At 33.5% G+C, this 25,086-nt stretch carries 25 protein-coding genes; 10 read left to right on the forward strand and 15 right to left on the reverse strand.

The window, feature by feature from the left end:
• Nucleotides 1–9 precede the first annotated feature (9 nt).
• Nucleotides 10–2,712, reverse strand: a complete 2,703-nt coding sequence (locus GWR14_RS21060; protein WP_163411120.1) for a TonB-dependent receptor — start codon at nucleotides 2,710–2,712, stop codon at nucleotides 10–12.
• Nucleotides 2,713–3,004: 292 nt separating this feature from the next.
• On the opposite strand from GWR14_RS21060, the gene ychF reads away from it, so the two are divergent.
• The 4 genes from ychF to GWR14_RS21080 all read left to right on the forward strand — a co-directional run bounded on the left by ychF (nucleotide 3,005) and on the right by GWR14_RS21080 (nucleotide 6,718).
• Nucleotides 3,005–4,099, forward strand: coding sequence for a redox-regulated ATPase YchF (gene ychF, locus GWR14_RS21065; RefSeq protein WP_163411121.1), 1,095 nt, complete (start codon nucleotides 3,005–3,007; stop codon nucleotides 4,097–4,099).
• Nucleotides 4,100–4,350: 251 nt separating this feature from the next.
• Complete coding sequence (locus tag GWR14_RS21070; RefSeq protein ID WP_163411122.1) at nucleotides 4,351–5,028, forward strand: TIGR02117 family protein; 678 nt, start codon at nucleotides 4,351–4,353, stop codon at nucleotides 5,026–5,028.
• An 8-nt stretch (nucleotides 5,029–5,036) separates the two neighbouring features.
• Nucleotides 5,037–5,708 (forward strand): hypothetical protein, encoded by a 672-nt coding sequence (locus tag GWR14_RS21075; RefSeq protein ID WP_163411123.1) that lies wholly within the window; start codon nucleotides 5,037–5,039, stop codon nucleotides 5,706–5,708.
• 95 nt (nucleotides 5,709–5,803) lie between these two features.
• Nucleotides 5,804–6,718 (forward strand): YihY/virulence factor BrkB family protein, encoded by a 915-nt coding sequence (locus GWR14_RS21080; RefSeq protein WP_163411124.1) that lies wholly within the window; start codon nucleotides 5,804–5,806, stop codon nucleotides 6,716–6,718.
• 41 nt (nucleotides 6,719–6,759) lie between these two features.
• Here the strand turns inward: GWR14_RS21080 and GWR14_RS21085 are convergent, their stop codons facing one another.
• The 8 genes from GWR14_RS21085 to murQ form a co-directional block, all read right to left on the reverse strand.
• Complete coding sequence (locus tag GWR14_RS21085) at nucleotides 6,760–7,389, reverse strand: 3'-5' exonuclease (protein WP_163411125.1); 630 nt, start codon at nucleotides 7,387–7,389, stop codon at nucleotides 6,760–6,762.
• A gap of 2 nt (nucleotides 7,390–7,391) precedes the next feature.
• A complete protein-coding gene (locus tag GWR14_RS21090) occupies nucleotides 7,392–9,305 on the reverse strand; it encodes a DUF294 nucleotidyltransferase-like domain-containing protein (protein WP_163411126.1) in 1,914 nt (637 codons plus the stop codon).
• Nucleotides 9,306–9,465: 160 nt separating this feature from the next.
• Nucleotides 9,466–9,837 carry a DNA topoisomerase IV gene (locus GWR14_RS21095; protein ID WP_163411127.1) on the reverse strand — a complete coding sequence of 124 codons (372 nt, stop codon included), beginning with the start codon at nucleotides 9,835–9,837 and terminating at the stop codon, nucleotides 9,466–9,468.
• Nucleotides 9,838–9,978: 141 nt separating this feature from the next.
• The gene (locus GWR14_RS21100) at nucleotides 9,979–10,554 is read right to left on the reverse strand and encodes a DUF1572 family protein (protein WP_163411128.1); all 576 of its coding nucleotides are present in this window, start codon (nucleotides 10,552–10,554) and stop codon (nucleotides 9,979–9,981) included.
• A 2-nt stretch (nucleotides 10,555–10,556) separates the two neighbouring features.
• Entirely contained in the window at nucleotides 10,557–11,129 is a 573-nt protein-coding gene (locus GWR14_RS21105; protein ID WP_163411129.1) for a pentapeptide repeat-containing protein, read from the reverse strand.
• 52 nt (nucleotides 11,130–11,181) lie between these two features.
• Nucleotides 11,182–11,379, reverse strand: coding sequence for a hypothetical protein (locus GWR14_RS21110; RefSeq protein WP_163411130.1), 198 nt, complete (start codon nucleotides 11,377–11,379; stop codon nucleotides 11,182–11,184).
• 25 nt (nucleotides 11,380–11,404) lie between these two features.
• Nucleotides 11,405–11,626 (reverse strand): DUF6095 family protein, encoded by a 222-nt coding sequence (locus GWR14_RS21115; protein WP_163411131.1) that lies wholly within the window; start codon nucleotides 11,624–11,626, stop codon nucleotides 11,405–11,407.
• Nucleotides 11,627–11,741: 115 nt separating this feature from the next.
• On the reverse strand, nucleotides 11,742–12,554 hold the full coding sequence (murQ, locus tag GWR14_RS21120; protein ID WP_163411132.1) for an N-acetylmuramic acid 6-phosphate etherase: 813 nt from the start codon (nucleotides 12,552–12,554) through the stop codon (nucleotides 11,742–11,744).
• A 178-nt stretch (nucleotides 12,555–12,732) separates the two neighbouring features.
• Between murQ and GWR14_RS21125 the strand changes: the two genes are divergently transcribed.
• Nucleotides 12,733–13,881, forward strand: a complete 1,149-nt coding sequence (locus tag GWR14_RS21125) for a helix-turn-helix domain-containing protein (protein WP_163411133.1) — start codon at nucleotides 12,733–12,735, stop codon at nucleotides 13,879–13,881.
• A gap of 155 nt (nucleotides 13,882–14,036) precedes the next feature.
• Nucleotides 14,037–16,424: an outer membrane beta-barrel family protein gene (locus GWR14_RS21130; RefSeq protein WP_163411134.1), complete on the forward strand. Its 2,388-nt coding sequence runs from the start codon at nucleotides 14,037–14,039 to the stop codon at nucleotides 16,422–16,424.
• Between the two features lie 262 nt (nucleotides 16,425–16,686).
• Here GWR14_RS21130 and GWR14_RS21135 read toward each other — a convergent pair whose 3' ends face one another.
• Complete coding sequence (locus tag GWR14_RS21135) at nucleotides 16,687–17,355, reverse strand: ZIP family metal transporter (RefSeq protein ID WP_163411135.1); 669 nt, start codon at nucleotides 17,353–17,355, stop codon at nucleotides 16,687–16,689.
• Nucleotides 17,356–17,446: 91 nt separating this feature from the next.
• Nucleotides 17,447–18,211, reverse strand: coding sequence for a class I SAM-dependent methyltransferase (locus GWR14_RS21140; protein ID WP_163411136.1), 765 nt, complete (start codon nucleotides 18,209–18,211; stop codon nucleotides 17,447–17,449).
• 157 nt (nucleotides 18,212–18,368) lie between these two features.
• On the opposite strand from GWR14_RS21140, the gene GWR14_RS21145 reads away from it, so the two are divergent.
• From GWR14_RS21145 to GWR14_RS21155, 3 genes are all read left to right on the forward strand, one after another.
• A complete protein-coding gene (locus GWR14_RS21145) occupies nucleotides 18,369–19,526 on the forward strand; it encodes a THUMP domain-containing class I SAM-dependent RNA methyltransferase (protein ID WP_163411137.1) in 1,158 nt (385 codons plus the stop codon).
• 137 nt (nucleotides 19,527–19,663) lie between these two features.
• Nucleotides 19,664–19,900, forward strand: a complete 237-nt coding sequence (locus GWR14_RS21150) for a hypothetical protein (protein ID WP_163411138.1) — start codon at nucleotides 19,664–19,666, stop codon at nucleotides 19,898–19,900.
• Between the two features lie 17 nt (nucleotides 19,901–19,917).
• A complete protein-coding gene (locus tag GWR14_RS21155; RefSeq protein WP_163411139.1) occupies nucleotides 19,918–20,610 on the forward strand; it encodes an aspartate/glutamate racemase family protein in 693 nt (230 codons plus the stop codon).
• Between the two features lie 63 nt (nucleotides 20,611–20,673).
• Here the strand turns inward: GWR14_RS21155 and GWR14_RS21160 are convergent, their stop codons facing one another.
• The 3 genes from GWR14_RS21160 to rlmD are packed head-to-tail and all read right to left on the reverse strand — an operon-like array spanning nucleotide 20,674 to nucleotide 23,421.
• The gene (locus GWR14_RS21160) at nucleotides 20,674–21,489 is read right to left on the reverse strand and encodes a DUF6048 family protein (protein WP_163411140.1); all 816 of its coding nucleotides are present in this window, start codon (nucleotides 21,487–21,489) and stop codon (nucleotides 20,674–20,676) included.
• Complete coding sequence (locus tag GWR14_RS21165) at nucleotides 21,461–21,997, reverse strand: DUF6452 family protein (protein ID WP_163411141.1); 537 nt, start codon at nucleotides 21,995–21,997, stop codon at nucleotides 21,461–21,463. Before GWR14_RS21165 ends, GWR14_RS21160 begins: the two co-directional genes overlap by 29 nt.
• A gap of 11 nt (nucleotides 21,998–22,008) precedes the next feature.
• Entirely contained in the window at nucleotides 22,009–23,421 is a 1,413-nt protein-coding gene (rlmD, locus tag GWR14_RS21170; RefSeq protein ID WP_163411142.1) for a 23S rRNA (uracil(1939)-C(5))-methyltransferase RlmD, read from the reverse strand.
• A gap of 158 nt (nucleotides 23,422–23,579) precedes the next feature.
• Here rlmD and GWR14_RS21175 point away from each other — a divergent pair, with 158 nt between their 5' ends.
• Complete coding sequence (locus GWR14_RS21175; RefSeq protein WP_163411143.1) at nucleotides 23,580–24,632, forward strand: sensor histidine kinase; 1,053 nt, start codon at nucleotides 23,580–23,582, stop codon at nucleotides 24,630–24,632.
• On the opposite strand, the gene GWR14_RS21180 is transcribed toward GWR14_RS21175, so the two are convergent.
• Nucleotides 24,633–25,073 carry a hypothetical protein gene (locus GWR14_RS21180; protein ID WP_163411144.1) on the reverse strand — a complete coding sequence of 147 codons (441 nt, stop codon included), beginning with the start codon at nucleotides 25,071–25,073 and terminating at the stop codon, nucleotides 24,633–24,635.
• Nucleotides 25,074–25,086 lie beyond the last annotated feature (13 nt).

The following is a 25,086-nucleotide window of genomic DNA, read 5'->3' on the forward strand; positions in this document are numbered from 1 at the left end:
GCTATTCTGTTAAAAATTAAATCCAAGTCTTGCGTAGTAATAAGCTCCGCTGAATCCCATTTGTACAGCATCCCAGTAGCCACCGGCTTCAACCCAGTCATCTTGCTGGTCAGGATAAACATTTAGCAGGTTGTTGGCACCAATACTTAATTTGGTAGATTTAGAAAGTTTAAAACCTAAAGTCAGATCGGTTACAATTTTGGCTCCGTAAGTATCTGTAGCTGCTCTCTTTTGGTTTGCCAATACCTGTTCGTCGGTTTCAGACGGATCCGTTCTGTAATCTTCAGGATCTTCGTCCATTTGATAATCTAATAGTTTTACTTCACTAAATCTCGTGAAAGCCAATCCCGCATCAAACCATTTTCTGCCATAATTTAGGTTAAGACCAAATTTGTTTGGTGGGGCAGAGGCAAGTAAAAAAGCTTTGTCACGTTCACCAAAGAATGTTTTTTCGTCTAAATCGCCATTTTTTACTTTGTCAATTTTCATATCATTAATATTTCCAACCAAAGTGGCGCCAAATCTATTTTCATTAATTGTTTTTTTCCAGGACAGAACTACATCAAGTCCGGTTGTTTTGGTATCTACACCATTTACGAAAAACTGTGCTTTATCAACATTTGTTCCCAGATGTGATGCATCAAAATAACCAGTTAATACAATTCGGTCATCTACATTGATAAGGTAGCCATCGACAGTTGCGGTAAAATCTCCATAATTAGCCGTAAATCCTAACGATGCATTTACTGCTTTTTCTTCATTTAATTTCTGGATTCCAAAAGCTCTTGTTATTTCACTGTTGTTTGGAGCCAATAAAACTTCTGTTGCACCTGCAGAGCTAAAATTGGTGAAACGCAAATTATAATAAATCTGTGCTAAAGAAGGCGCACGGAAACCGGTGCTAACAGATCCTCTTAAGTTGATGTTATCTGTAATTTTAAGTCTTGAAGCCAGTTTTCCATTTACGGTACTTCCAAAATCGCTGTAATTCTCGTATCGAATAGCGCCACTTACCATAAAAGCTTTACTAACATCTAATTCAGCATCCGTATATAAGGAGAAGTTGGTACGGTTTTCATTTACTTCGTTTGCCGGACTATAACCTGGGAATCCCTGAGAACCTCCGGGACGTGGCTCACCTGAAACCGGGTCAATTGGGGCACTTTGGGTTGTAGGATCAGTAATCGGATTTCCATTTGTATCATAGGTTGCATAAGAACCTTCTTCTCCGGCAAAAATTTCGAATTGTTCTACTCTATATTCTGCTCCAAAAGCTAAATTTAAGCCTTCAAGAATGTCACCATAATTTTTAGAAAGATCGATATTGGTAGTGTTTTGAAGTAAACTATGACCTCCGGCATCAAATTCTGTTGGTGAATTTTCTTCAAGGGAAGCATTTAGAGTTCCTTTTATGTCATAATGAAATTTATTTTTTCCTAAAGTATTGCTGAAATCCCATTTCCAGCCTCCGGAAGTTTCGGTTCTGATTCCTGCTGCAATCGAATTGTCGTTTATTTTTGAAGTAATTCTTGGAGTATATCCGCCTGGATAAATTTCTTCTACCACTCTTTCACCGTCATTTCTGGTAAAGGCATAAGCGTCTGTATCTCTGAAGTTACTTCCTCCAAAAGCATAAAATTGAGTTTTTTCAGAAATCGGAACTGCAAAATTTACAAATAAATTTACGCCCTGAATTGAAGCTTCTCCAAAACCTTTTCTGAAATCGAAGCCAGGACGTAATGTTTTGTTTTTGTTTAAAAATTCTCCGGTAACATTTACGTAACCGCCTTTTGTGCCAATTGGAACCCCATAATTAGCTGATATTTTTACAGAACCTCCGTCAAAATCCTGATCTTTTCCAAAGGAATTCCCGTTCCCGTTTTGGTCTAATCTGTAACCTTTTGTATTTGCGGTTCCTTCAGGAAAATCTCCTTTGGCGTCTGTATTGAATGCTCCATATGTTATTGCGCCGGTAAATTCTTTTACATTATCGTTGGTTACAATATTGATAACTCCTGCAATGGCATCAGAACCATATTGTGCAGCAGCTCCGTCTCTCAGAATTTCAATCCTTTTGATAGAAGCAGCCGGAATTGCATTTAAATCTGTTCCAGTATTTCCACGTCCGCGGGTTCCAAACAAATTAATTAAGGAGGATTGGTGTCTTCTTTTTCCGTTAATCAAAACCAAAGTCTGGTCAGGTCCCATTCCTCTTAAAGAAGCCGGATCCACGTGATCGGCACCATCAGAGCCCGATTGTTTATTGGCGTTGAATGATGGGGCAACATATTGTAATAATTCATTAATTTCAAGTTTTCCACTTTGTGTGGTAACATCTTTTACATTAATGACATCAATAGGTACCGCTGAATTTACAACAGTTCTTTTTGCACTTCTTGAACCAACGACTACAACATCGTTTAAAATTTGACCTCCGCTTTCATCGAGAACAATCTCTATTTTACTTCCAGAAGCAGGTTTTTCTACAGCCGTGTAGCCAACATAAGTAAAAATTAAAACAGCGCCTTCTTTTACTTTAATAACAAAATTTCCTTCGAAATCGGTAGAAACTCCGTTTGAAGTTCCTTTTTCGACAACGTTTACACCAGGCAGAGGAGCACCTGATTTATCTTTAACGACACCTGAAACTTCTTTCTGGGCAAAAAGAAAGGCTGAATTTATCAGGAATAAAAATAATGTAATCTTTTTCATGGTTGTTTGATTTTTTTGGTTTGTTTTTGTTTGTTGTTTGTATAAAAGTAATGTTTTTTAACAAAATCATAATAAAAAGTTTAAAAATTTTAAATAAGACTTCTAAAAATAGATTAATACTCATTTTTACTTCACTCCCGAGTTATTAAATCTTATATTTGCAAAATTTTAAAGCCAAAAAATATCAGTTTGGCAGAAACTAAAAGAAATAAATAATTCATAAAGAATAAATTAGAAGAATTAAGTTGAGCCTGAACAGAAAAGGGCGAATAAAATAAATAGAAACAAACAGATGAAAGCAGGAATTGTAGGATTACCAAATGTTGGAAAATCAACATTATTTAATTGTTTATCTAATGCAAAAGCGCAAAGTGCCAACTTTCCATTTTGTACAATCGAACCTAATATTGGTGTTGTAAACGTTCCGGATCCGAGAATCAACAAACTGGAGGAATTGGTAAAACCAGAGCGTGTTCAAATGGCAACTGTAGATATCGTAGATATTGCAGGTTTGGTAAAAGGTGCAAGTAAAGGTGAAGGTCTTGGAAACCAGTTTTTAGGAAACATTAGAGAGTGTAATGCTATCATTCATGTTTTGCGTTGTTTTGATAATGATAATATTGTACACGTTGACGGAAATGTAAATCCAATTCGTGATAAAGAAACTATCGATATCGAATTGCAGTTAAAAGATTTAGAAACAATCGAGAAACGTTTGGAAAAAGTAAAACGTGCTGCAAAAACAGGAAACAAAGAAGCTCAGACAGAAGAAGCTTTATTAAACAGAATCAGAGAAGCTTTATTACAGGCAAAATCTGCAAGAACAATTGTTCCTCAGAATAATGACGAAGAAGTTTTATTAGAAAGCTTCCAATTGATTACAGCAAAACCAGTTTTATACGTTTGTAACGTTGACGAAAGTTCAGCAGTAAGCGGAAATAAATATGTTGACCAGGTTCGTGAATTAGTAAAAGATGAAGATGCAGAAGTTATAGTACTTTCAGTGGGTGCAGAGGCAGATATTACCGAATTAGAGAGCTACGAAGAGCGTCAGGTTTTCCTTGAAGATATGGGATTAGAAGAGCCGGGAGCTTCAGTTTTAATACGTGCAGCTTATAAATTATTAAAACAGCAAACATACTTCACAGCCGGTGTAAAAGAAGTTCGTGCCTGGACCATCAATATTGGAGCGACAGCGCCACAGGCTGCAGGAGTTATCCACACTGATTTCGAAAAAGGATTCATTCGAGCAGAAGTAATTTCATACGATGATTACGTTCAATATGGTTCTGAGGCAAAAGCTAAAGAAGCGGGAAGATTCAAAGTAGAAGGAAAAGAATACGTGGTAAAAGATGGTGATGTAATGCATTTCCGTTTTAACGTTTAATTTTTTTCTTGAGAAAATAGAGTAAAGAAGGAAGAGAATAGATTGAACTGCTGGAGAAATTCAGCAGTTTTTTTATGTCTAAAATTGAAGCCTGATAATCTAAAAAAATCTGCGTAAACCCGCGCTTTCGCAATAGCGAATCTGTAAAATCCGCATAACATTTCGCAAACAAATTAAAAACTAGTAAAACTTTGGCTCAAAAATTGGTTACAGAAAAATCAACCAATAACTAAATCTAAAACCAATCAAAAATGCTAAAAAAATCTTTCAAATTTCTCGGCTGGACACTTTTCGGAATCTTCACTTTTCTTGCTTTGTACATTTCATCAGTTCTTCTAATTTCAAAAATTACTGTGAATTCAGATATCGCAGCAGTAGAAGAACAAAATGCAATTCCAATTTACATTCTCTCTAACGGTGTTCACACCGATATTGTAGTTCCTATTAAAAACGAAATCAAAGACTGGCGAAACGAAATTCGGTTTGACCAGACACAATCAAAAGATTCTTTGATGAATTATGTTGCTTTTGGCTGGGGAGACAAAGGTTTTTATCTGGATACGCCGGAATGGTCAGATTTGAAAGCAAGTACGGCATTGAAAGCTGCATTCGGTGTAAGTTCATCGGCGATGCATACTACATTTTTTAAACAATTAAAAGAAGGAAATGACTGCAAACGTATTCTGATTTCAAAAGAGAATTACCAAAATCTGGTGACTTATATTTCAGAGAGCTTTAGTGATTCTATTCATCCTCAATGGATTGAAGGTCATAGCTACGGCAAAAAAGATGCTTTTTACGAAGCAAAAGGAAGTTACAGTCTTTTTTATACCTGCAATACATGGGCAAACAATGCATTAAAAGCTGCCAATCAAAAAGCAAGTTTATGGACGGTTTATGATAAAGGGATTTTTTGTCACTATAAGTAAAAGTAGTTATGAAAAAGTCAATTTTAATTATAGCAGTAATAACATTAATTATTTCTTGCAAAAAAGCAGATGCGGCATGTGCAGATTGTATTATTTTTTATTTTGAAAATCCAGAGCCTGGTAAAGATTCAGAATTAGATCATTTTCCGAATAAGTTCAGAGGATTGTATATGAATAATGACTCTACTTTTATTAGAATTGAAGAAAGTAGAATCCTAAAAGAGTATTTTTATAAAGATATGATTCATAAACTCGCTTTAGATTCTTTGAAAGAAGAATTTGATATTGTGAAAGGAAAATTAGTGTCTATAAGTTTTAAGACGGAATATGATATGATTCCGAAAGGTGATTCAATAGAATTGATTCAAAAACAGACCGACACTTTGTTTAGGTTTTCACTTTATGAAAAAGCAAAACGGATTGATGGACAATTGATATTAAGTAGAAAAGATTCTGTATTTTGGAAAATTCAGTTTCTTTCAATTGATAAAAACACATTAAGGTTTAAAAATCTTTGCGAAAAAGAAGATTTGAAAAAACTTGATTCTGTTACTAAAGTAAAAGGAAAAAATTTGGATTCAACTTCTTATCTGATTAAACCAACAAGAAGCGAACTCAAAAAGGTTTTAAAAATTAAAAAACTGGGTTTTGATCAGGAATATAAAAAGGTTTTAAAATAAGGTCACATGGAAAAAATATAAAATTCCAGTAAAAATCAGGAATTAAGGAGTTTTGATTATTGCGTAAATTTGAGAGAATATCAAAAAATCAGCAGATGAAAAATCAAAATATTTTCTGGAAATCCTGGTATTTATTAAAAACTACCTTTTTTGAATTTAATGATGATAATGCTATAAAATTAAGTGCAGCATTATCTTATTATACCATTTTTGCATTGCCTCCTTTATTGATTATTATCATTACTATTTGTGGTGTCTTTTTTGGGGAAGAGGCAGTCACAGGCCAATTATACGGCCAAATAAATAGACTGGTAGGAAATAATGCCGCTGTGCAGATTCAGGAGGCAATAAAAAATGTGCAATTGGCAGACAGTAATTTTTTTGTAACCATTTTTGGTGTTGTTATGCTGCTGATTGGGGCTTCGGGTGTTTTTGCTGAGATTCAGAGTTCTATTAACTACATTTGGGGCTTACGTGCAAAACCGAATAAAGGTTTAAAAAAGTTCATAAAAAACCGATTAATGTCTTTCTCGATGATTGTTTCAGTAGGTTTTTTAATGCTGGTGAGTCTGATGCTGAATGCGACATTAGATGTTCTCAATGCAAGATTAAAATTATATTTGCCGGATAGTACCGTATATCTCTTCTATATTATAAATATTTTAATTGTTTTTGCGAGTATCACCTTGCTTTTTGCTATTATATTCAGAACATTGCCCGATGGAGACATAAAATGGAAAGATGCTTTTATCGGTGCGGGCTGTACTGCTATTTTGTTTATGGTGGGAAAATTTGCAATCGGAGTTTATCTCGGAAGTTCTACAATTGCAAGTGTTTACGGAGCCGCCGGATCAGTGATTATAATTTTGGTCTGGGTTTATTATTCTGCAATTATTTTGTATTTCGGAGCCGAATTTACCAAGGTATATGCAAAAACCTTTGGCGGACAGATTACCCCAAACGATTATTCTGTTGAAATAAAAAAAGAAATTTTTGAAATTCAGTCGTAATTTCAGGAGTGTTTTATAAAAATTTCAAATCTAACTACTCGTTATTTAAATAATTGATTCAAATTGATCTCTTTTTTCTCTCTCAGTTTTTTTACAATTTTCAGAAAAGCAATAGCAGTAATGTAAGCATCTCCCAACGCGGTATGGCGGTCTTTTTTTGAAATATCAAATTTGTCAGCCAGATCATCCAGGGAGTAATGATCTTTACGCTCAAAAAGATGTGATTTTATCAATGTTTTTTTATACAAAACTCCGGTATCCAGTGATTTATTTTTTAATTCAGGCAAGCCATTTCTTTCCAGGGCACGATTAATCATCGTGATATCAAAATAGGCATGATGAGCAATAATAATGGCATCACCTAAATAGGCAACAAACTGTTTCAAAGCTTCTGATTCTGAAGGACGTTTTACAACAAAATCTTTCAGAATTCCATGAATCTGAGCAGTTGATTCATCGTAATGATCCTGTTCGATATAAACTTCAAAACTATCCTGAACCGAAATAGTACCATTTTGTAAAACGAGTGCACCAATACATAAAATCCGGTCGTTTGTAAAATCAAAACCTGTTGTTTCTGTATCCAGCACTACAAAACGCGTTTCTTCAATAGTTATGTTTTCATCGAAAAACTTTTCTTCTTCTTTTTGCCAAAAATTAAATAAACTCATTTTTATACAATATTAGAAACATTAAAACGTACCGAAATTAATTCCTGAAGCTCTTTGATGGTTTTAAAAGTCCTTTTCAGTTTTATTTTCTCCATTTTTGAAAGGGACTCCAAAGCGATAAACTGTCCTGAATCATGGTGTAAAAGCCCTTGTTTAGTTCTGAATTTCAATAAGGCTTTAAACGAATAAGAGCACGACAAGTAAAGTTCACTGTTATGAGGTTCCAGTTCGGCCAGTTTTTCAAAACGTTCTGCCGTGTTGCTGATAGATTTTACAGAATGAGACAAAATCAAAACCCTTGCAGCATCTGTCAGCGGCATTAAAGCTCTTCGTTTAATATCAAACTGATCTTTATTGGCACCATCCTGTTCAACCAAAAACTGTCTGAAGAAACCCGTCGGAGAAGGACTTTGCAAAGCACCACTTACCAAATGAACATAAAAAATAGGGTTAGCTTTTACATTTTCAAAAATCGAATCTGATAACTGGTCTACAAGTTCACGATTTCCGTATTTTACACTATAATCAAAAAAGATAAATGATAACAAAACTTCATTTTTACCCGGATTTTTTATCCAGTAAGCTACCTGATTTTTCCATTCGTCAAGACTCATGCACCATTTTGGATTGGATGCCATCATTTCTGCAGGACAATATTCATAGCCAATAGTAAAAAGTCCTTTATTAATGTGAGTAGCTAATTTTAGAAAATAGGCTTTTGTTTCATCTCTAAAAACTTCCGAAACATTTTCATACACAATAGCATTATCCTGATCTGTGTGCAGCATTTGTTCATCACGCCCCTGACTTCCCAATGCCAGCCAGGTAAATTTTACAGGAGGAGGTGTGTTCATTTTTTCTAATGAAATGTCAATAACACGGGTTACACAGGCATCGTTTAATTCGGTTATGATTTTGGTAATCAGTGTCATCGGAATGTTTTGATCCAGATATCCTTGCAACAATTGCATAATCTGTGCGCGGATCGGTTTGATTTCCTTAACTTTTGTAGTTCTTTTTAAAGCTTTAATCAAAACGGCCGGATTGTTACCCAGCGAAACCATAAGGTCGTGTTTTGACAAAATACCAACAGCTTTTGTATTTACAGTTCCGTCTTTGGTAAGACATAAATAACTGATATTACTTTTGATCATTGCCATTTGAGCTTCGGTAACCGTCATTTTTTTAGAATACGTAATAACCGGAGATGTCATAATAGCTTCAGCAGGGGTAGTAATAGGGTAGTCGCCGGAAACGATTTTGTTGCGCAAATCTTTATCCGTAATAATTCCGATTGGAAGCATTTCATCAACAATCAAAATAGCCCCTACTTTTTTCTTGGTCAGGATTTTAGCGATTTCTTTTGCAGTGGTTGAAGGACCGCAGGTAACAATCTTTTTGGAATATTTTACAGGCTGTAAATCAAAAATTTCTTTTTCATTATTCGGATTGTGCTGCGCAATAACTTCACCGTATAAATTGTTTTTATGAACTTCAGAATAAGGGTTTTTAGTATTCGAAGCATAACTTTCAATCAGGAAATTACCAATGGCTTTATTCTCTAATGCATACGGTTTAAAAACGGCAATCGGAATTGCATATAAAATACTTTCCTCGTAAGTACTGGATTCCATGACATAATTTTCCTGTGCCAAAAGCGGTCTTAGTCCAAAAATATCCCCTTCATCACACATGTCAAGTGTTTTTTGATTTTTTTTAAGCGCAACTGCTCCTTTATGTACCACATAAAAGGAATCATGTGTCTTTTCATTTTCAGAAAAAATCACCGAGTCTTTTTCTTTATAAATAATAGAAATCTGCTCAGATAATTTTTCCAGATCTTTTTGGTGTAAAAGATTAAAAGGAGGGAAGTTCTTCAAAAAATCGGCAACTCTGTATGAAATTGTATTTTTCATTTGGTTAGATTTAGGTACTAAAATCAGAATAGAAACAGAATTGTAAAAGAAACACTTTTAAGCTTCTGTTCAAACTATATTTTATAAAAAATCAGGATAATTTGTGAAACAAAAAAAGCTCCGTAAAGGAACTTTTAATAGGAGATTTGATTTCAGTTTTTTAATCGATTTTGGTAACCGTTCCGTGCTGTTTTTCTTCAGAACCCACCATCCCAAATTCAAAAGTATAGGAATCTTTAGAAGTCGTTAATATTTTCATGCTGATTGCTTTTTCTTCAGCCATATTTTTAGGGTGTTTTTTTTGCAGAACATACTCGCAGTCACTTACCCAGCGTATCGTTGCGGTATCAGTTTTTCCTTCAAAAGTTTCAATTTCAATACTGTCTTTACGCTCAAAAATCGTTGTTTTTTTTACGCCGTTTACTTCAAACTCAAATTTAAACTTTCCGTTTTTGAAATCTTTGCAGTTGTGCTCTGCATTATAACAAGATACCAGGGCAAGTATTGGGAATAAGGATATAATTTTTTTCATTTTAAATAAGTTGTTTTTTTAGGAGCTGATTCCTGCTTTCCACTGCAATCTTTTTATTTTTAAAGGAAAAATAAAAAGGATTTCCGTTTCAATCAGGGCTAGGGCAATCGTTTTCATCAGAAAAATAAAAGAGAGAACTAATTATTTCAATCTGTTTAATTCATCATCAGTAAAATTTTTAATTTCTTTTTCTTTAGCAAACTTTTCGGCGTTGTAATTCCCGGATTTATTCTTGGGAATCGATAAGCTGTTCCAGGAGCTGTTTTTCAATTGTTTGGCATAAAAAACAATTTGCCCGATATGATACGGATAATGAGCCAATTGTCTATTAATGGCTTCAATAACGGTATGGCCTTCATTTCGAATATAAATAATATCCGAAAGCTGTTCGGGACTCAAATTGTTTAAAGCGTCAAAAAATACATTCCAGCCTCTATTCCATGTTTCAAGAACTTCATCTTTTGACAGTAAATCATTTTCAAATTCGGCATCGCGATTGCGCCATTCTTTTTCACCGTCAGAAGTTAAGAAGTCTGTCCAACGCGAAAGCATATTTCCGGAAATGTGTTTAATTATGGTTGCAATGCTATTGGTGTCTTCATTTAAAGTAATAAAAAGCTGTTCAGGTTCAAGTTGATCGATGGCTTTTTCCCCCAGTGTTTTATAGTACAAAAATTGCTTTTTAACGCTTTCCAGATAAGATTCGTTCGTTTCCATGATTATACAATTTTAATATCATATTTATCTAAAAGCCCCACGATTCCCTGAGTTGAAAACTGTGCTTTTCTCATCGGGTTAAATTCAGGATCGATTTTATAATTGTAAGCCGTCCTAAAATCAACAGCAGCCAGTTGGGTTTCATTAAAAATCGCACCGTCTAAATCACAATTGTCAAAAACCGAGTTCATTAAATTGGTTCCAATAAAAGTAACTTCTCTTACTGATGAATTGATGAACTTTGTTTTCGGCATTTTTTTATTTGAAAACAAAGCATAATCCAGTGTACATTCTTCAAAATAAACCTGAAATAGAAAATCGTCACATTCATTGAAAGCGATTCCTAAAAGCTTGCAGTTTTTAAAAGTCACATTTTTTAAACTCGTTCCTGCCAGACTGGTCATCGACAAATTGCAATCAATAAATTCACAGTCTAAAAAAGTATTGTAAGCAAAATTGCTGTTAGAAAAATCACAGTTTTTAAAAATACAATCTTCAAATTCACGGTTGTTTATTTTCTTGTCAATATAAATGACCTTCTCGAATGTTTTTTGAATGTGAATTAGACTTTCCATGAATGTTTTTGTATTTTTTGAGCGTTGTGACCTACTCGAACAATATACTGTGTTATACAGATAGATTTTTAATTAATGGTTTTTTGCCCCATTTTTCAGCAATATCTTTTGCCTCTTCTTGGGTATAAAATTTCCGTTTTTTTATATTATCTAATGCATTATCTATATCTAAATTGTATAGGATACTTGAATCACAATTTAAATTATCCATTTTTTGAGAAAACTCGTTTGTTTCTGGTTGAATATTCATAATTTAAGATTTGAAAAGATACAAATTAGTCATTAAATATACCTTTCATAATAATTTTCAATCCGTAGAAAATTAAAAACATAGCACTCAGACAAGCGACAATCCCGATTCCTAAAACCAGATAATGCCAGGCGGTGTGCTGATTCATAAATGCATTATAGATAAGCGTAGGACCAATAAACATCAACGGCAGTGCACCGGTCAAATATTTAATCCCTTTTCCTAATAATTGTTTATTTGTAGCCATTATTTTTTGTTTACTTCGTCTGTTCGGCTTTCAGCCCCGGGTCAGGTTTGAAAAAGGTTTAGGTTTCAAGTTTAAATTTGCGGTTAAGCAGCATCTCACATTTTACCAATAACTTTTACTTACTATAATTATCAACCGCGTTTCTTACACTGCCGTATTTTTTTAATAATTCACTCGCTTCTTCATACGAAACCGGAATTTCTTCCATAATCATTTTCACACCCCGGTCAACCAGTTTGATATTACTCAGTTGCATATCTACCATTTTGTTCCCTTTTACTTTTCCAAGCTGAATCATCGAGGCAGTTGAAATCATGTTTAAAACCAACTTTTGTGCAGTTCCGGCTTTCATTCGTGAACTTCCGGTTACAAATTCCGGTCCGACAACCACTTCTACAGGGAATTTAGCTGTTAATGCTAAAGGGCTTCCTGCATTACAGGTAATACAGCCTGTAGCAATATTATTTTCATTACAGGTTTCTAAACCACCAATAACATAAGGAGTTGTCCCAGAAGCCGCAATACCAATGACGATATCATTTGAGTTGATGTTGTGTGCTTGTAAGTCAATCCAGGCTTGTGTAGCATTGTCTTCGGCATTTTCTACGGCATGACGGATTGCTGTATCACCGCCCGCAATGATTCCGTTTACCAAATCAAACGGGACTCCAAAAGTAGGAGGGCACTCAGAAGCATCAACGACTCCTAAACGTCCGGATGTTCCTGCACCAATGTAAAAAATACGTCCGCCCAATTTTAAATTCGTAACAGTCTGCACAACCAAAGCTTCTATTTGTGGTAACGCTTTTTCGACGGCATTGGGTACAGTTTTGTCTTCGTTATTAATATTTGTCAGCAGTTCCTGAACTGACATTTTCTCTAAATGTTCGTATTTTGAAGATTGCTCGGTTGTTTTTGTAAACGTCATTTTTTGTTGAAATAGTTATCCTCCAAAATTAAACTTTTTTAAGCAAATGAGAGAAAAATACAAGTCAAACTTATAAAGAATTTAAGTCTTTTTTGAAGTTTTCTTTTAGGCGAAACCAATTTTAGAACACTCATAAAAAGAACTAAAACATTATATTTGTTTAAATAATTAAAGAGGAATGAATATAGAAAGTTTTTTAACGGCCATGGCCGGATTGTCAGTTTTTGTTTCCTTATTGCTGGCTTTCTTTCTGTTCACTGTACAGACAAAAAACAAACTGGCAAATAGACTGTTTGCTTGTTATTTGATCTTTTTTGCGATTGATAACAGCGGTATTTTTATTGATGAAAACTTTATTAGAACTCATTTTAATTTAGAATTTTTCAGATGGACTGTTTGTGCCCTGATACTTCCTGCTTTTTACTTATATGTATTGTCAGTTTGTTTTGCAGATTTTCGTTTAAAGCCAAAAGACCTGTTGCACATAATTCCATTTATTATTACAAATGTGGTTTTTCTATTCAGACTCTATTTTTTAACTGATACAGAAAAAATACTGTTTTATGAGAATCGCGACCAATCGTCTGAGATGTCTTATTTGTTTCTTGTTTTAGGTCTCCAAACCATATTTTATAGTATTGGGGTATTTTTAGTTTTAAAAAAGTATAGAGAAATATACCAGGAAAATTATACGAACCCGAGAGCATCTATTTTTAAGTGGCTGTTTCAAATGGCTATGGTACTTTTTGTCTTGTATTATTTGTCGATAGCTAAGAATGTTGTGAGATATGCCAATATTGATTTTTTATGGATCTGGTCTAATACAATATTGCAGTTTTTGGTTTTGTCAGTTACCTGCTGGTTTGTTTTAAAAGCCTTAAATCATCCTGAGCTTTTTAGAGGTATTGATTCTAAATTATTATTAACAAGAGATATTCTTCCTAAAGAAAATAGAGATAGTATTGATGTAAAAGGTAATCAAAATGAAGTATTTACGATGCAGATTTTGACATTAAAAAATTATATGGCAGAAAAAGAACCTTTCCTCGATCCGTCACTTACGATTCAGGAACTTTCTAATCAAATTGATATTCCGGTTCGGGATTTATCTATTTTGATAAATCATCATATGAATCAGCACTTTTTTGATTTTGTAAATGAATATCGTATTCAAAAAGCAATGAATATTTTGAGAGATCCTTTAAAAAGAGATTTGACCGTTTTAGAAATTCTGTACGAAGTAGGTTTTAATTCAAAATCTTCGTTTAATACTTCCTTCAAAAAATATACTAATCAAACGCCCACAGCTTACAGAAACGCTTCATAATTAAGGTTTTGTAAAAAGTCGTACTTCAAACATTATAAAGTCGAACTGATTTCTTGAATAGAAATTGGTTCGACTTTTTTTTGTCGGTCGATTCTGGAAAATTTCTAAGGCAACTTTGCTTCAAATTAATTGAACAAGTCTAAAAATTAGAAATCATGAAAAAAGCAAACCTCTTTATCTTTTTATTATTGCCGTTATTTTGTTTGGCACAATCAACAGTAAAATTAAAAGGCAAAATATCCAGCCAAACGACTTCATTAGAGTGGGCAGATATTTCAGTAACCAGTTCAGAAGGGAAAATAATAGACGGTACAACAAGCCTGCAAGACGGTACTTTTGAAATTAATATAAAAAAAGGTTTTTATAAAATAGAAGTCAGTCTTTTAGGATTTACAGATTACAAAAGTGAAATTGTTATTGAGAAAGATACCGATTTAGGCACAATTACTTTAATAGAAAATGCAACAAATTTGGGAGAAGTTGTCGTTCAGTCGAGAAAAAGTACAATTGAACAAAAAATTGATAGATTGGTTTATAATCCTGAAAATAATGTAAACACTGTTGGAGGAGATGTCTTGAGTGCCATAAATACAGCACCGGGTGTTGTGGTGCAAAATAATGCTATCAATATATTAGGAAAAGGAGCTTCTCGTGTCATGATTGATGGAAGAATGATTGAGTTAACCGGTGAAGAATTAAATAATTTCCTAAAATCGATTTCTGCAAGTGATATTAAAAACATCGAAATTATTAGTAATCCTTCGTCAAAATATGAAGCAGAAGGAAATGGAGGATTAATCAATATTGTGATGAAAAAAGGGGCTCGTGATTCATGGAAAAATACGATCACAGCTTCGTATGATCAAAGTAAATATGGAATTTTTGCGCTGAGAGATAATTTCTTTTACAATAAAAATAAATTTCGATTTTCTGCTAGTGTCAATGGTAAAACGGGCTACAGAAATATTAATGAAAACCTGGATATGTATTTTGCTGAAGAATCTACAAAAATGGATGTAAAGACAAAATTAAATGAAGATAACTTGTCCGGAAAAATAGCTTTTGATTATGATTTTTCAGAAAATACAACCATTGGGTTTCAACTTTTAAAAGATAAAAGCAATCCGGATTTTGATTCTGATATTAGAATTGATAAATATAATGCTCAAAATGAATTGGAAAGTTATATCATCAATAAGAGTTTTTTAGACAGAAAATCAGGTAATAAGACTTATAATCTGCATTTGATTACAAAATTGGATTCTCTAAACCGAAAATTATCATTTGATGTGGATTATTTTAATTATAATTCAAAATTCGACAGGGATTTTATAGCGAATAATTATGCGTCAGACGAAACCTTTGTCGATGTAAATCAGTCAGGACGAAATCTTTCGAATCAAAATATTGACAATGTGAGCCTGAAGGCCGATATGGAGCATCCGCTTCAATGGTTAAACTTATCATATGGAGCGAAAGTAAGTTTCACCACCAGTGATAGCGATGTTGTTTTTTTTAATACGATTACCGGAACCCCGGAATTAGATACTAACCAGTCAAACCAATTTAAATATACCGAAAATAATCAGGCGGTCTATATTAGCGGAGATAAAAAAATTAATGATAAATGGAATTTTCAATTAGGATTACGATTAGAAAACACTCAAACAAATGGTTTCTCTAAAACGTTAAATCAGAAAACGGTAAATAATTATTTTAAATTATTTCCAACTATTTATGCTTCTTATCAAAAAGATGAAAACAACAGTTTTAGTTTAAATTATGGAAAGAGAATTCGAAGACCTGGCTTTTCGCTATTAAATCCGTTTCGGGTTTATATAAGCAGTAACAGCTATTCTGAGGGGAATCCATTTTTGAAGCCTTCTTTTAGTGACAATTTTGAATTTGCACATTCGTATAAAAAAATATTGAAAACAAGTGTTTTTTTAAATTCGATTACAGATGGTTATGGAGTAATATTTACTGCAAATCCGGAAACATTGACACAAGTTATAACGAGAGAAAATTATTTTAAAGGCATTACTTATGGAATTGGAGAAATTTATTCAGCCAGTTTTACAGATTGGTGGCAGAGTGAAAATTCAGTGTATTTTTTAGGTTCAGATATTAAATTCATAAAAAATATCAATGCAGCACCGGTAAATGGTCTCCAAATTAATTTTTCAACGAATAATACCTTTTCGTTGGGTAAAACAACCAAATTACAAATAGATTTTAATTATACGACACCATATAAAAGTGGTTTATACGAAACAGGATATACATCAGGTTTAAATATTGGTTTTAAGCAGGATTTATTAAACAAAGCAATGCAGATTTCTTTTTTAGTAAATGATATTTTTAATACGTCATATTTAAAAGACGATGTTTCAATTGTAAATGGTGTGAGACAAGTTTATAGTCAACATGAAAGCAATCGATTTGCCCGCCTATCTGTAGTTTATAATTTTGGAAATAAAAAGATCAATATAAAAGAGCGTAATTTTGGAAATGAAGAAGAGAAGAAAAGAACAGGCAATTAGAATTAGAAAATTTGTCAATTCGATAATTTTTTGGGTGTGACCACATTTACAAAAGGCGCTATTTAACAAACCGTTTATGTGCGCCTTTTGTAAATGCGGTCGGGCTATCCGCACTACTTCGGTAGTTTGCTACTATCCCTCACACAAACAATAGTATGCAATTAGATAATTAGATAATGTTTTTGGAGGTCCTAAAAAAATGAATTTAGATAATTAGTCAATGCAAATAATTATCTGATTGACAAATTTTCTAATTCACTAATTAAAGAAAGAAGGCCAGTAAAATTCCGAGAACAATCATCGAGACTTTGGCTACATTAAATTTATGTCCTTCGCTGCTTTCGAAAATAATGGTCGATGAAATGTGGAACAGAATTCCGATTACGACTGCAGTTATTTCGGTATAATATTCGTTTAGTATAGGTAAAAAGTCAGAAGCGACAGTTCCCAGTGGGGTCATGATAGCAAAAGTTAACATAAAAACGAAAATGGCTTTTTTATTTAAATCGGCATTTACGAAAAACGTCGTTAAAATCACGGCAATCGGTAAATGGTGAATTGCAATTCCGATAGCAAGACCATGATGATGGCTTACCGGAAAACCTTCTAAAAAGGCATGAATGCAAAGGCTAATGAAAAGCAGCCATGGAATCTGGGACATTTTTGCGTGTCCGTGTACGTGTCCGTGTTCTGCGCCTTTTGAGAAAAACTCGAGAATGATCTGGAATAAGATTCCGACCATAATAAAAATCCCGATATTATGATTGTGTGATTCGTAAACTTCAGGTAAAAGATGCATTACGGTTAGTGACAATAAAAAAGAACCGCTGAATGCCAGCAGTAATTTTAGATTGGTTTTGTTTTTTGGTTTTATAAACAAAGCCACTCCATATCCTAAAAGTACAGAAAATAAGGGTAATAGATAATTCATTTTTTATTGTTTAATCGTTGATTTGTTTAATCGGTTAATTGTTTTTTTGTTCAGCGATTAAACGGTTAAACAATTAAACGATTCACCAATTTTATTTAAAAATCATGATTAATCTTTCGCTTTCAGTTTTATGGAACTTTTTGAGCTTGTAATCGCCAAAAATATCTAAGAGATAAATTCCGGCTTCATCCATTAAATCCTGAAAATCTTTCAATGTTAAGGCTTTTACTTTTTCTGTAAAATGAAATTTTTTGTTCTGATCTTCAAAATCGATCTCTTTAAAAATATGCCCGTCTTCAACGTATCTTTTGATATGAAAATCAATTCCGTCAACTGTTTTTACTTCTTCAGGAACAAGAGTTTCAATAACCTGATTTACGTTCATGAAATCAATTACGGCAAAACCATATTCAGATAAACTTTCTTTGATTGCTTTTAAGGTGGTCAGGTTGTCATCGTCATTTTCGAAATAGCCAAAGCTGGTAAACAAATTGAAGATTGCATCGAATTTTTCCTCAAAAGGTTCACGCATATCATGCACTTTGAAATGCAGGGTTTCATTGCTGTTTTTGCTGGCTTCGGTAATGCTGTTTTCTGAAAGATCAGCTCCTAAAACGTTGTAACCTAACTGATTCAAGTAAATAGAATGACGGCCTTTTCCACAAGCTAAATCCAATACTTTTGCTTTTTCAGGCAAATTTAGATAATGTGTCAGATTGTCCATAAACACCTGAGCTTCTCTGTAATTTCTATCTTTATACAAAATATGATAATACGGAGTGTCAAACCATGATGTAAACCAATTTTCGGTGTTACGATCCTGATTAGGTGTTGGTGAGTTAGGCGTTTCAGACATTTATTCTATTTCAATTAATTTAAAGTCCGGCAAATTTAGTGTATTTTTGCCGAAAATAACAATTTCGCAATGATACCTGAAACATTGTTGCGTTATTTGGAATGTTTTTAATGCAGATTTGATTTGATCTGAAATCTGTTTTAATTCAACTATAAAGATGGAAGAAAATTTTAAAATGATAGCCAAATGTTTTTTTGGTTTTGAAGAAATATTAGAGAACGAGCTGCGTGTGCTTGGTGCTCAGGATGTCGAAAAAGGGGTAAGGATGGTAAGTTTTAAAGGTGATAAAGGTTTTATGTACAAAGCCAATTTATCACTTAGAACAGCTCTTAAGGTTTTAAAACCAATTTATTCATTCAGAGCCAATAATGAGCAGGCATTGTACAAAGGAATTTCTGGTATAAACTGGTCGAAATTACTGAATGCCAATCAGACTTTTGTAATTGATGCAACTGTACATTCTACTTATTTTAATCATTCTGAGTTTGTTTCCCAAAAATGTAAAGATGCTATTGTAGATCAGTTTAGGGAAAGAACCGGACAGCGTCCAAGTATTGATAAACAGCATCCGGATTTACGAATTAATATTCATATTGATAGAGATCAGGTTTCGGTGGCATTAGATACTTCCGGAAATTCATTGCATCAGCGTGGATACAGGACAGCTACCAATATTGCACCAATCAATGAAGTTTTGGCTGCCGGAATCCTTTTATTGTCCGGATGGGATGGACAAAGCCACTTTTTGGATCCTATGTGTGGTTCGGGAACATTTTTGGCAGAAGCAGCAATGATTGCCTGCAATATTCCGGCAAATATCAACAGAAAAGAATTTGCTTTTGAAAAATGGAAAGACTGGGACAATGATTTATTTGATAAAATCGTTGACAGTCTAATGAAAAAAACGAGAGAGTTTCATTATACGATTAAAGGTTTTGATAAAGCACCAAGTGCTGTAAATAAAGCCAAAGACAACATCAGAAATGCGAATCTTGAAGATTATGTTTCGGTTTATGAAGATAATTTCTTTGACACGGAGAAAGAAACAGAAGGAAAGCTTCACATTGTTTTCAATCCGCCGTATGATGAGCGTCTGGATATTCACATGGAGCGATTCTATAGTAATATCGGAGATACCTTAAAGAAAAATTATCCGGGAACGAATGCGTGGTTTATCACGGCAAATCTGGAAGCCCTGAAATTCGTTGGATTAAAACCTTCAAGAAAAATCAAGCTTTTTAACGGAAGCCTTGAAGCCCGCCTGGTTAAATATGAAATGTACGAAGGAAGCAAAAGAACGAAATTTCAGGTATAAATTTAAGATTCTAAGTAACTAAGATGCTAAGAATTTAAAACAGCAAAAGAACTAAAACTAATTATAAGCTTCTGATTAAGATACTAATATTTAACTTAGCATCTTAGTGCCTCAGAACCTTAGCAACTCTAAAAAAAATGACAAAATTACAAGTAAGAGCGTTTTTATATCAATTAGGATGTTTCGCAATTTTATTTATTCTTGGAAGATTTATAATTGCAGAGTACACAGGAATAAACGGAATATGGATTCCGTTGACCGCTTTTATTGTAGCTACTTTAATAGCTCCTCAGTTTAAAGCTTTAAAGACTAAAGATGGTGAGAAGCTTTTTATGAAATGGATTTTCTTAAAAGGAATTAAAGAAATTGGTTAGTTTTTAAATCATTAAATATGAAGAAGATTGGACTGATTGGAGGAATTAGCTGGGTTTCGACTTCAGATTATTATAAACTCATAAATCTTGGAGTAAACGAAAGGCTGGGAGGATTAAACTTTTCTGAATGTCTGGTTTATTCTTTTAATTATGCGGATATTAAAAAGAATAATGATGCGAATGATTGGGACTCAACTTTTAAAATGCTTTTTAAAGGATGTGAGTTCTTAAAATCGGGTGGAGCAGAAGCAATCATTTTGTGTGCGAATACCATGCATTTTATTGCTGACAAGCTGGAGAAAGCCATAGATTTACCAATTATTCATATTGCAGGCGAAACAGCAGCTGTAATTGAGAAACAGAAAATTAAAAAAGTTGGACTTTTGGGAACAAAATTTACAATGGAACTTGATTTTTTTAAGGATAAACTGTCAGAGAAAGGTATTGAAACGATAATTCCGATGAGTCAGGAGGATAAAGATTTTATTCATTCTACCATTTTTGAAGAATTGGGAAGAGGAGTTGTGTCAGAAGAAACAAAAAAGCGTTATCTGAAAATTGCTAATGAATTGATTGAAAATGGTGCTCAGGGAATTGTTTTAGGCTGTACTGAAATTCCGTTAGTAATAAAAGCAGAAGATTTATCTGTACCTGTTTTTGATACGGCTTTGATACATGCAAGTGCAGCAGTCAATTTCCAATTATCATAAATACAAAAAAATAGGCGAATTCAATATTTTATTGAATTCGCCTATTTTTTTGTATTTAAAAAACTATTTTTTTTGAGCCTCTTTTTTAGCTTCCGGAGTAATTGTCTTTTTGTAAAGTGGAATAAAATATGAAACCGTATAATTAAATCCGATTCCGAAACTTCCATCGTAAGTTCGGTTAAAGCCCGGGATATAAAGACTTTCAAAATTATCAGGATCTTTATTTGCCAAAAGTAATTTTAGCTGAACACCAAATCCAACAAAAACATTATTAAAAACTTTGGCTTTCATTCCCAAAGAAACTTCAGTCCATGCTGCTGTTAAACCGGTATATTTTTGACCGTCAGCAATTGGCGGCTGTTCTCCCCAATATGGGTTAGGATTATAAATTTTATAACTGTTTAATTGCTGGCTAAAAGTACTAAAACCTGCACGCAAACCTACAGTTATAAGGTTTTCCATATCCAGCCAGTTTTCATACATATTATAGTCGAAACCTCCTTTTATGTAAGTTCCTGTTGCGGTCGAATTTAATCGGGCATCGTCAGTTGTTTTGTCTTCTATACCAAGTTCAGCTGCCAGATAATAATTTTTAGAAAAACGAAAATCTCCTACAAACTCTATTCCTTTGTAATCTTTGTCATAAAAACCTTTGGTAAGTTTATATAAATCAACACCTACACGCAAACCATACCGATCCTTTTTTACAGGGATACTGTCTGTTTGAGTTTCCGTTGCAGCAGTTTTACTGGTTTCAGATTTCGGTTTTCCTTTAGCAGGTTCTTTGATGGTAGTAGTGGTTGATGTTTCCTGTGCCTGAATGCAAATGAATGAAAACAATAAACAAATACTAAAAAAATACTTTGACATGTGTTTCATTTTCCAATTCAATTTTAGGATTATTTACCTGAATATTTTGCATCCAGAAGCTGTCAGAGCCAGAATCTGTACTCTCGATAGGAACCTGGGTAAGTAACTGAAAGAGGGTTTTAAAACCACAAGCCCTTGAAACATATACGTTTTCACGGGTGTAATTAAACTTTACCTGATCAGTATTGGTAAGCGCCGGATTAGAACTGTCTGCATTCAGTATAAAAGTGAAAGTTGTGGTATTATCAAATGTTTTCAGAGGAATGGCAATAGAGTCACCACTTGTCAGGTATTTGGTTGTCTCATCACCTGATTCGTTAAAGATAATACCTTCATCTTCTCCTTCGCCTATTACTTTCAAACGGGTCACACTTTTCTTTACAGTAGGGTTTGTTATATCATAAAAAGATATAATTAATCGGGGTGTGGTTGGTGTATTTGCATCACAAATATCATCTTTTTCACAACTGGATAGTCCAAACGTAAAGAGCAGTAAAAAATACAGTATTTTTTTCATTTATAAATGTATTATCGAAGTTCTAAAAGTACAACATTTTCTACATGATGTGTCTGCGGGAACATATCCACAGGGCGAACACGTGTAACTTTGTATTTTTCATCCATTAATGCCAGATCCCTTGCCTGTGTTGCAGAGTTACAGCTTACATAAACCACTTTTTTAGGAGCTATTTTTAAAATCTGTTCAACAACATCTTTATGCATTCCGTCTCTTGGAGGATCGGTAATAATAACGTCAGGTTTTCCATGTTGCGCAATAAAAGCTTCATTGAAAACAACTTTCATGTCACCAACAAAGAACTCACAATTTGTAATGTTATTACGTTCAGCGTTGGCTTTAGCATCCAAAATTGCTTCCGGTACACTTTCTACACCAATTACTTTTTTTGCTTTTTTAGAAACGAACTGTGCAATTGTTCCTGTTCCGGTATATAAATCGTATACGGTTTCATTACCTGTGAGTCCGGCAAAATCACGTGTTATTTTGTATAATTCGTATGCCTGATCAGAGTTGGTCTGGTAAAATGATTTCGCATTGATACTAAATTTCAATCCTTCCATTTCTTCCAGAATATAATCTCTCCCTTTGTAAAGTTTTATATCCTGATCGTAAATAGTATCATTTTGTTTTGCATTCACCACGTATTGCAACGAAGTAATTTGTGGAAATTTTTCGTAAAGATGATCTAAAATCAATTCACGTCCGGCTTTATCATTTTCGAAAAACTGAATCAAAACCATAATTTCGCCTGTTGAAGCAGTACGAATCATGAAAGTTCTCAATAATCCCGAATGTTCTCTTGGATTAAAGAAAGCTAAATTATTTTCGTTTGCAAAAGCCCTGATTTCGTTACGGATGGCATTTGATGGGTCTTCCTGCAAATGACATTTAGTGATATCCAGGATTTTGTCCCACATTTTCGGAATATGAAAACCTAAGGCATTTCTGTTTCCAAGATCTTCCGTGCTTCCAATTTCTTTTTCGGTTAACCAACGGCTGTTCGAAAAAGAAAATTCCATTTTATTTCTGTAAAAAAACTGTTTTTCAGAACCTAAAATATCTTCAAATTCCGGTAATTCAATTTTTCCAATTCTTTGCAGGTGATTTTTTACTTCATTTTGTTTGAAAAAAAGCTGTTGGCTATATTTCATATTTTGCCATTTACATCCGCCACAAACACCAAAATGCTCGCAAATTGGATCTACACGGTGTTCTGATAATTCATGAAATTTAACGGCTTTTCCTTCGTAATAAGCTTTTCGTTTTTTAAATGTCTGTACATCCACCACATCTCCCGGAACCACATTCGGAATAAAGATTACTTTTCCGTCAGGAGCTTTTGCAACTGATACGCCTTTTGCGCCGGCATCTAAGACTTGTATTTGATGAAAGACAACTTTGTCTGTATTTTTTCTTCCCATAGCGCAAAAATAAGGGTTTGTAAACTTTTATAAATTAATTTTTAAAATATTTTATCAATTTCTATAATTTACATCGTTTAATTGGCTTTAAAAGCTAACTTTGTTTAATCAAGTGCTTCGATAGCCCCATTTCTAAGTCTAAGTAATTGTTGTTTTGTATGAAGCTGTACCATAATCTTTCGAAAATAGGCTTTTTAAAAAAAAGTTATGCATTCAAATTCCTGTTTGTTGCGTTTATAGGTATTCATATTCCTTTGATCGGAATTTTATTTTTTGTATTATATTTTGACAGCACTGTACCTGCTACGTCAGTTTTGATTTTTTCTTTAATTATGACTTTACTGGCAACAGCTATTACGCTTTTGGTTTTAAATCAATTGATTAAACCAATTGCTATTGCTTCAAAATCATTAGATGATTACAGAAATGAAAGAAAGTTAACTGTTTTGCCAACAGAATACAGCGATGAAGCCGGTCTGTTGATGAGTAATATTCAGGAATCTATTTTTGAGGCTGAAAGTTTTATTAACGAAAAACAGGATCTTATTTACATGCTGTCGCATGATTTGAAAAACTTTGCAGGAAATCCGCAAGGACTTGCGAAACTTATTATGGAAGAAAAACCGTCTGAGTCAATTAAGGAACTGGCTGAGCTAATTTGTGAATCTACCAATCTGCAATTTCGATATATCGAAAACTTTATAAAATTGCTTAATGAACAGGATCAGGTTGTAAAAATAAATCAGGAATCCCGAAAAATATTGTTTTACGATGTACTGGATTTTGTCAATGAACAGGTTGAGCAACGTCTTATTGATAAAAACATCAGTTTGCATGTAAATATAGAAACGGAAGAGGCAATACTTAAAATTGATGAAGGTTTATTGATTCAGGTTTTAGTAAATTTAATCAGTAATGCCGTTAAATTCTCTTATTTTGACAGTGAAATTAAACTTCGAATTTTTACTGAAAATACTTTTCTGGTTATAACAGTTTCTGATAATGGAATTGGTTTTAGTCAACATCAGATAGAAGAGTTGTTTAAGAAATTCACCAAAATGAGCCGACTGGGGACTGCCAATGAATCTTCAACCGGAATTGGTTTATACTTGTGTAAAAAAATCATCGAAAGAAACAAGGGTAAACTAACAGCATCAAGTGAAGGCACAAATAAAGGAGCTGAGTTTAAAATTGTATTTGAGAATTGCTGATTACTTTTTTTTTATCAATTCATAATTGACAATTGTAAAAAAATAAAAACACAAATCGGCTGAAATTTTACCAAAAATAATTCCGAAGAAATAATTTCCAAAAAGTATCGGCATCCAGTACATACAAAAAGGACGGATTACCAAAAAATCCAGAAATGCAGGATAACCAAATTCTAAAATCAGATTTTTAACGAGGCTTAGAATTTCATGAGTAGTAGTCTTTTTGTCTAAAAGACTGTTTTGTCTGTTTAATTTCTTATAAGAAGAAAATAAAATCACACTGTAAAAAGCGAGGTATTCTGCAAACGTAATCAAATAGGCAGTGGTTAGTCCATTGCAAATTTTACTGAAAAGTGATGTTGTAAGCGCAGCACTTGTACTGGCTAATTCAGCATATTTGTATCGGTCAAACCATTCTTTAAAATTTGATTTTTTGAGCATTTTGCGAAATTCC

Origin of the sequence: Flavobacterium ajazii (assembly GCF_010614725.1) — a bacterium.
GTDB classification, from domain to species: domain Bacteria; phylum Bacteroidota; class Bacteroidia; order Flavobacteriales; family Flavobacteriaceae; genus Flavobacterium; species Flavobacterium ajazii.

Coding starts and splice junctions, on each gene's coding strand:
- GWR14_RS21135 (WP_163411135.1), bottom strand. CDS start 17,355: ATGAATTATCTATTACCCTTATTTTCTGTACTTTTAGGATATGGAGTG.
- GWR14_RS21100 (WP_163411128.1), bottom strand. CDS start 10,554: ATGGAAACGAACGAATCTTATCTGGAAAGCGTTAAAAAGCAATTTTTG.
- GWR14_RS21095 (WP_163411127.1), bottom strand. CDS start 9,837: ATGAAAAAAATTATATCCTTATTCCCAATACTTGCCCTGGTATCTTGT.
- GWR14_RS21060 (WP_163411120.1), bottom strand. CDS start 2,712: ATGAAAAAGATTACATTATTTTTATTCCTGATAAATTCAGCCTTTCTT.
- GWR14_RS21085 (WP_163411125.1), bottom strand. CDS start 7,389: ATGAGTTTATTTAATTTTTGGCAAAAAGAAGAAGAAAAGTTTTTCGAT.
- GWR14_RS21150 (WP_163411138.1), top strand. CDS start 19,664: ATGACAAAATTACAAGTAAGAGCGTTTTTATATCAATTAGGATGTTTC.
- GWR14_RS21110 (WP_163411130.1), bottom strand. CDS start 11,379: ATGAATATTCAACCAGAAACAAACGAGTTTTCTCAAAAAATGGATAAT.
- GWR14_RS21125 (WP_163411133.1), top strand. CDS start 12,733: ATGAATATAGAAAGTTTTTTAACGGCCATGGCCGGATTGTCAGTTTTT.
- murQ (WP_163411132.1), bottom strand. CDS start 12,554: ATGACGTTTACAAAAACAACCGAGCAATCTTCAAAATACGAACATTTA.
- GWR14_RS21145 (WP_163411137.1), top strand. CDS start 18,369: ATGGAAGAAAATTTTAAAATGATAGCCAAATGTTTTTTTGGTTTTGAA.
- GWR14_RS21165 (WP_163411141.1), bottom strand. CDS start 21,997: ATGAAAAAAATACTGTATTTTTTACTGCTCTTTACGTTTGGACTATCC.
- GWR14_RS21130 (WP_163411134.1), top strand. CDS start 14,037: ATGAAAAAAGCAAACCTCTTTATCTTTTTATTATTGCCGTTATTTTGT.
- GWR14_RS21180 (WP_163411144.1), bottom strand. CDS start 25,073: ATGCTCAAAAAATCAAATTTTAAAGAATGGTTTGACCGATACAAATAT.
- GWR14_RS21105 (WP_163411129.1), bottom strand. CDS start 11,129: ATGGAAAGTCTAATTCACATTCAAAAAACATTCGAGAAGGTCATTTAT.
- GWR14_RS21090 (WP_163411126.1), bottom strand. CDS start 9,305: ATGAAAAATACAATTTCATACAGAGTTGCCGATTTTTTGAAGAACTTC.
- GWR14_RS21080 (WP_163411124.1), top strand. CDS start 5,804: ATGAAAAATCAAAATATTTTCTGGAAATCCTGGTATTTATTAAAAACT.
- GWR14_RS21070 (WP_163411122.1), top strand. CDS start 4,351: ATGCTAAAAAAATCTTTCAAATTTCTCGGCTGGACACTTTTCGGAATC.
- GWR14_RS21115 (WP_163411131.1), bottom strand. CDS start 11,626: ATGGCTACAAATAAACAATTATTAGGAAAAGGGATTAAATATTTGACC.
- GWR14_RS21175 (WP_163411143.1), top strand. CDS start 23,580: ATGAAGCTGTACCATAATCTTTCGAAAATAGGCTTTTTAAAAAAAAGT.
- GWR14_RS21155 (WP_163411139.1), top strand. CDS start 19,918: ATGAAGAAGATTGGACTGATTGGAGGAATTAGCTGGGTTTCGACTTCA.
- ychF (WP_163411121.1), top strand. CDS start 3,005: ATGAAAGCAGGAATTGTAGGATTACCAAATGTTGGAAAATCAACATTA.
- GWR14_RS21140 (WP_163411136.1), bottom strand. CDS start 18,211: ATGTCTGAAACGCCTAACTCACCAACACCTAATCAGGATCGTAACACC.
- rlmD (WP_163411142.1), bottom strand. CDS start 23,421: ATGGGAAGAAAAAATACAGACAAAGTTGTCTTTCATCAAATACAAGTC.
- GWR14_RS21160 (WP_163411140.1), bottom strand. CDS start 21,489: ATGAAACACATGTCAAAGTATTTTTTTAGTATTTGTTTATTGTTTTCA.
- GWR14_RS21075 (WP_163411123.1), top strand. CDS start 5,037: ATGAAAAAGTCAATTTTAATTATAGCAGTAATAACATTAATTATTTCT.